The organism is Arthrobacter sp. H41, assembly GCF_000520535.1.
Taxonomy (GTDB): domain Bacteria; phylum Actinomycetota; class Actinomycetes; order Actinomycetales; family Micrococcaceae; genus Arthrobacter_D.
On the sequence record NZ_KI914840.1, the window covers coordinates 42,229 to 47,971 of the forward strand.

Sequence of the window (5,743 nt, forward strand, 5' to 3'; positions counted from 1 at the left end):
GAGGCGAAGCCGGTGTCCCCCGAAGCCGCAGCCGGGCTCAGCGAACCCATCGACCGCTACATCCTGGCGAACACGGGCAACCTGGTGCGCGATCTCACCGCCTCACTCGACGCGTTCCACATCAGCGATGCGTGCGAGTCGCTCCGGCGCTACCTCGACACGCTGACCAACTGGTACGTCCGGCGCAGCAGGCAGCGGTTCTTCGACGAGGACACCGACGCCTTCGACGTCCTCTACACCTGCCTCGAAGCGGTGTGCAGGGTCGCGGCGCCGCTGCTGCCCCTGGTGACCGAGGAGATCTGGCGGGGACTGACCGGAGGCCGTTCAGTACACCTCACCGACTGGCCTGACGCCGAGCTGTTCCCGGGAGCCCCGGCACTCGTCGAACAGATGGACCGGACCCGCCAGGTCTGCTCCGTCGGTTCCAGCCTGAGGAAGGCGGCGAACCTGCGCGTGCGCCTGCCGCTGCAGGAGTTGACCGTCGTCGCCCCGGCTGCGGGGCAGCTGACCGGTCAATACCAGTCCATCATCGCCGACGAGCTGAACCTCAAGGCCGTGCGCCTGGTCGATTCGGCGGACGCGGAGCCCGCCGAATTCGGTATCACGCAGAAGCTGTCCGTGAATGCGCGCGCCGCAGGACCGCGCCTCGGCAAGCAGGTCCAGACAGTCATTCGGGCCGCAAAGTCGGGGGACTGGTTCATCGGCGACGACGGCGCGGTCACCGCGGGCGGACTCGCCCTCGAAGCGAATGAGTACACGCTGGAAACGGTCGTGGCCGGCTCGGAGGCCGGGCACCGGGCGGTGACCGTGCTTCCGGACGGCGGCTTCCTTGTCCTGAACACCGAGGTCACCCCTGCCCTGGCGGCCGAGGGAACCGCTCGCGATGCGATCCGGGCCATCCAGCAGGCACGCCGCGACGCCGACCTCGACATCAGCGACCGCATCACCGCAACGGTCACCGTGGCCTCCGCGAACGTGGCCGCGCTCGAGGCGAACGCGGACCTCATCAAGGACGAAACACTGACGCGCGTCCTGCGCGTCGTCGGAAACGGCGTTGAGGACGAATTCAGCGTTGCAGTGGAAAGGCACCAATGAGCACTGAAGACACCGCCGGCACGGGCCCCCTCGACCGGTTCTCGGTGGAGAGCGTGTACGCAGAGCTGCTGAGCCGAGCCCCGGAGGACAAGATGGAGCCGCGGATGGCGCCGCTGTTCCGCGCCATGGAGATCCTCGGGGAGCCGAACCGGGCGTTCCCGATCATCCACATCACGGGCACCAACGGCAAGACCACCACGGCCCGCATGATCGAGAGCATCCTGCTGGCGCACGACCTCCGGACCGGGCGCTTCACGAGCCCCCACCTGTCCCGGGTCACGGAACGCATCAGCATCGACGGCGAGCCCGTGGGAGACGAGACCTTCGTGCGCGTCTGGGACGAGATCAAGCCCTACCTCGACATCGTGGACGGTGAACTGCTGGTTGCCGGTCAGCCACGGCTCACCTACTTCGAGTGCGTCACCGTCCTCGCATTCGCCGTCTTCGCCGACGAGCCCGTCGACGTCGCCGTTCTCGAGGTGGGCCTCGGCGGCATCACCGACGCCACCAATGTAGGCGACGGGCAGGTCGCGGTGATCACGCCGATCTCGCTCGACCACACCGACCTGCTCGGCGACACGCTGGAGGACATCGCCCGGGAAAAAGCCGGCATCATCAAGCCCGGTGGCTTCCTCGTCAGCGCCGCCCAGCCGGCCGAGGCCGCCCAGGTGCTCCTGGAGGCGGCCCGGGAAGCCGGCGTCGACTTCCGGTTCGAGGGCGTCGAGTTCGGCGTCGAGTCCCGCACCGTCGCGGTGGGCGGCCAGGTGGTCTCGCTGACCGGGCTCGCCGGCCGGTACGGTGAGCTCCTCGTTCCCCTGCACGGTGAACACCAGGCGCAGAACGCGGCGGTGGCGGTCGCGGCCGTCGAGGCGTTCCTCGGTGGCGGGACGCGACAGCTCGAGACCGGGCTGATCCGCGACGGCCTGCGGTCGGTGACCTCGCCCGGCAGACTGGAGGTGATACGCACCGCCCCGAGCATCATCGTCGACGCCGCCCACAACCCGGCAAGTGCACGGGCGGCAGCGAAAGGCGTCAGGGAAGCGTTCGATTTCTCCCGGCTCGTCCTGGTCATCGGAGTGCTGCAGGACAAGAACGCCGCCGGCATGTTCGCCGAACTGTACGAGGAGCTCGGTGGCATCCTCGAGGACGTCTGCCTCACCCAATCCACGTCGCCGCGCTCCATTCCTGCAGCCGACCTGCTGCAGGCGGCGCTCTCCGCGGGCTTCGCCGAGGAGAACATCAGCATCGTCGAACGGCTCGACGATGCCCTCGAATGGGCCGTGATGAAGGCGGAAGAGCACAACGATCTTGCAGGGGGGATCCTCGTCACCGGCTCGATCACCGTGGTGGGCGAAGCGCGCACCCTCCTCGGAAAGTAGGACCCCATGGCACGGATGACCAAGGCCCAGCGCGAATGGCGCCCCGGGATGCCGAAGAAGCGCCGCTCGGTGAAGGTTCTGTTCGCCTCGGTGGTGCTACTCCTCGAGGCTTTCGTCGTGTTCTTCGGAACGCTCACCATTTTCGGGCTGCGCCGGGACGAACTGCCCGGGGGACTGGTCCTCGGACTCGGGGTGGCGTTGAGCGTGCTCCTTGTCCTCAACTGTGCCGTGGTCACGAAGCGCTGGGGGATCGCGGTCGCGTGGGTCCTGCAGTTCGTCATCATCGCCGGCGGTTTCCTCGAACCGGCGATGTTCTTCGTGGGCATCGCCTTCGCCCTGACATGGCTCTACGGAGTGCGGACCGGGGCGCGTCTGGACAAGGAGAACATCGAGCGGGACCGGCTCCAGGCGCAGTGGGAGAAAGAGAACCCCCAGCCCACCGACGGCCGGCAGAGGGACGGCGGCTAGTAAAGTCGAACGGGACACCCCGGCACTACTAAGGAGAATTCATGAGCGTTGAACGCACACTCGTACTGATCAAGCCCGACGGCGTTTCCCGGAACCTCACCGGGGCCATTCTGGGTCGCGTGGAAGCCAAGGGCTACACCGTGGCCGACCTCAAACTGGTCTCGGCGACGCGTGAACTGCTCGAGGAGCACTACGCCGAGCACGTCGGCAAACCGTTCTACGAGCCACTGGTCGAATTCATGCTGAGCGGGCCCGTGGTCGCCGCAGTGTTCGAAGGCCACCGCGTGATCGAGGGCTTCCGCTCCCTCGCCGGAGCAACGGATCCGACGACGGCAGCGCCGGGAACCATCCGTGGGGATTTCGGCCGTGACTGGGGCGCGAAGGTCCAGCAGAACCTCGTGCACGGCTCGGACTCCGCCGAGTCGGCCCGGCGCGAGATCGGCATCTGGTTCTCCTGACGGAGCCGGACCGGTCACCCGGGGTGCCGTCCGGTACCCCGGGCAACCTTCTTGGTAGCGTGGGGTCATGACGGACTATCGAAGACTAGGCAATTCAGGGCTCAGCGTCTCCACGGTGGGCCTCGGGTGCAACAACCTCGGCCGCACCGGAACCCCTACGGAGACCCAGGACGGCACCAACGCCGTCATCGGCGCAGCGATCGACGCGGGAATCAATTTTCTCGACGTCGCGGACATCTACGGCAAGACGCCCGGAACCAGCGAGGAGATGCTGGGCAGGGCGCTGGCCGGCCGGCGGGACGACGTCGTCCTGGCCACCAAGTTCGGTGCGGACATGGGTGGAGCCAATGGACCCGACTGGGGTGCCCGGGGATCACGCCGCTACATCATCCGTGCCGTCGAATCCTCCCTCCGGCGTCTCGGCACGGACTGGATCGACCTGTACCAGCTCCATGTCCCGGACCCCCTCACGCCCATCGAGGAGACGCTCTCGGCGCTCGACGAACTGGTGCGCAGCGGAAAGGTCCGGTACCTGGGCCACTCCAACTTCGCAGGCTGGCAGGTCGCAGCGGCCGAGCTGACCGCCGGTGTGAGCGGTTTCACTCCCTTCATCTCGGCCCAGAACCACTACAACCTGCTGGACCGCCGCACCGAGAACGAGGTGATCCCGGCTGCCGAGGCCTACGGCCTGGGCGTGCTTCCCTACTTCCCGCTCGCCAACGGGCTGCTGACCGGTAAGTACCGTCAGGGCGCGGTGCCCGAGGGCAGTCGGCTGACCCACTCCCGCACGAGCATCCTCGAGAAGGCGGACTGGGACCAACTGTCCGAGTTCCGCGCGTTCGCCGATGCCCGCGGCATCACCGAAGTGCAGGTCGCCTTCTCCTGGCTCGCCGCCCAACCCGCAGTGGCGTCGGTGATCGCCGGTGCCACCACGCCGAAGCAGGTAGTGCAGAATGCGTCGGCCGTGTCCTGGACCCCGACGGCGGAGGACCTCGAGGAGCTGGACCGGATCTTCCCGCGCCAGCCGAAGTCGCTGCTGGTCTAGCTTGAGCGCTGCTGGTCCAGCGAAAGTGGTGTCGGCCATCCGGCACGCACTGATAGCTGGACGCGAATCGAACAGAGGTGCTTCCGGGGAAGTGATTGCACTGCATGCAGTGCAATCACTTCGGCGAGCGGCGTTTCCCAAAGTGCTTGCACTGCAATCACTGCATGCACCGCCCAGGAAGATCATCAACGTTCGGCGATGATTGATGGTGACCGTCGAACTGCATCCAGGCACCGCGAGGTGCCGCTTCATACAGTTCTGGGAACGGTTCATAATTCCTGGTACCCCTTCAGCTTGGCGAGGGCAGCCACTGCAGGGTGGAAGCGCCTTTGCGGCAACCGCCCGTATTCATGGTTATCGCGGGGTGATAGCAAGTAGACTTATCTTTCTGCGGGTTCCGGCAGTCGGGGACTGCGCAGAAACTGTACGGATCAGGTGTCAGTCAGCCAGGGAGTAGAAATGAAATTCACGTACCGTCCCTCCACCCTCCTTCTCGGATCGGTCGCCGCCGTGGCACTGCTGACCGGATGCAACGCCGAATCGGGCACACAGCCCGAAGCCGTTCCGACCGTCGAGAGCGAGCTCGCGACCACCGCCCCGACCGGCGCGACGTCCGAAACCACCTCCAGCGACGCAATGGAGAGTGGGTCGGCGTCGGCGTCGGCGTCGGCAACCGCGAGCGCGTCCGCCAGCGCTTCCGCGTCGGAAACAGCAGGCTCCTCCAGCACTGCTTCGGCTTCCGGGGTTCCCGGTTCCACGACAGCCATTGCCCTGACCGGCGGCGGCGAATACAAGATCACCAGCCCGGATTCGATAGTGACCATCGAGTGCAGCGGCGGCGGGGACATCGACGTCGAGGCCGACAAGACGCAGCTCGAATTCACCGGTGACTGCGAGGACATCGAGGTGGACGGTGACGACAACACGGTCACCGGTGACAACGCGGAGAAGATCGATATCGAAGGAAACGACAACACCGTCACGGCCGGCACGATCGGTGACGTCGATGTGGACGGTGACAACAACACCGTCGAGGTCGAAGAGACCCGGAGCATCGACGTGGAGGGGGACAACAACACCGTCACGTACACCTCGGGCGAACCTGTCATCGAGACCGAGGGCAACAACTCGGTGTCGGCCGTCTAGTCCACCGGGATGAGCAGTCGGATCACCCCGCACCCACTACCCGCCGCCGGTGTGCCCGGCAGGAACGAATGCGTCGGAAGAGCCGGTAGATCGGGTCAGGGAGTGGAGGCGGGGCGCCGGCGGCCGGCAACGACGACGGCGACCAGCGTCAG

6 protein-coding genes are annotated in these 5,743 nt (G+C 66.5%); all 6 read left to right on the top strand.

Features of this window, described 5'->3' with window-relative positions; genetic code table 11:
- A partial coding sequence (locus tag Y705_RS20710) for a class I tRNA ligase family protein (protein WP_155850123.1) occupies positions 1-1,095 on the top strand: 1,095 nt, incomplete at its 5' end.
- Positions 1,092-2,474: a bifunctional folylpolyglutamate synthase/dihydrofolate synthase gene (locus Y705_RS0115835; RefSeq protein WP_049822892.1), complete on the top strand. Its 1,383-nt coding sequence runs from the start codon at positions 1,092-1,094 to the stop codon at positions 2,472-2,474. The genes Y705_RS20710 and Y705_RS0115835, both read left to right, overlap by 4 nt.
- A 6-nt stretch (positions 2,475-2,480) precedes the next feature.
- On the top strand, positions 2,481-2,942 hold the full coding sequence (locus Y705_RS0115840) for a DUF4233 domain-containing protein (protein ID WP_026533558.1): 462 nt from the start codon (positions 2,481-2,483) through the stop codon (positions 2,940-2,942).
- Positions 2,943-2,983: 41 nt separating this feature from the next.
- Positions 2,984-3,400, top strand: a complete 417-nt coding sequence (gene ndk, locus Y705_RS0115845) for a nucleoside-diphosphate kinase (RefSeq protein WP_026533559.1) — start codon at positions 2,984-2,986, stop codon at positions 3,398-3,400.
- Positions 3,401-3,467: 67 nt separating this feature from the next.
- Positions 3,468-4,445, top strand: coding sequence for an aldo/keto reductase (locus Y705_RS0115850; RefSeq protein WP_026533560.1), 978 nt, complete (start codon positions 3,468-3,470; stop codon positions 4,443-4,445).
- 459 nt (positions 4,446-4,904) lie between these two features.
- Positions 4,905-5,591 carry a DUF3060 domain-containing protein gene (locus Y705_RS0115855; protein ID WP_026533561.1) on the top strand — a complete coding sequence of 229 codons (687 nt, stop codon included), beginning with the start codon at positions 4,905-4,907 and terminating at the stop codon, positions 5,589-5,591.
- The last annotated feature ends 152 nt before the right edge of the window (positions 5,592-5,743 follow it).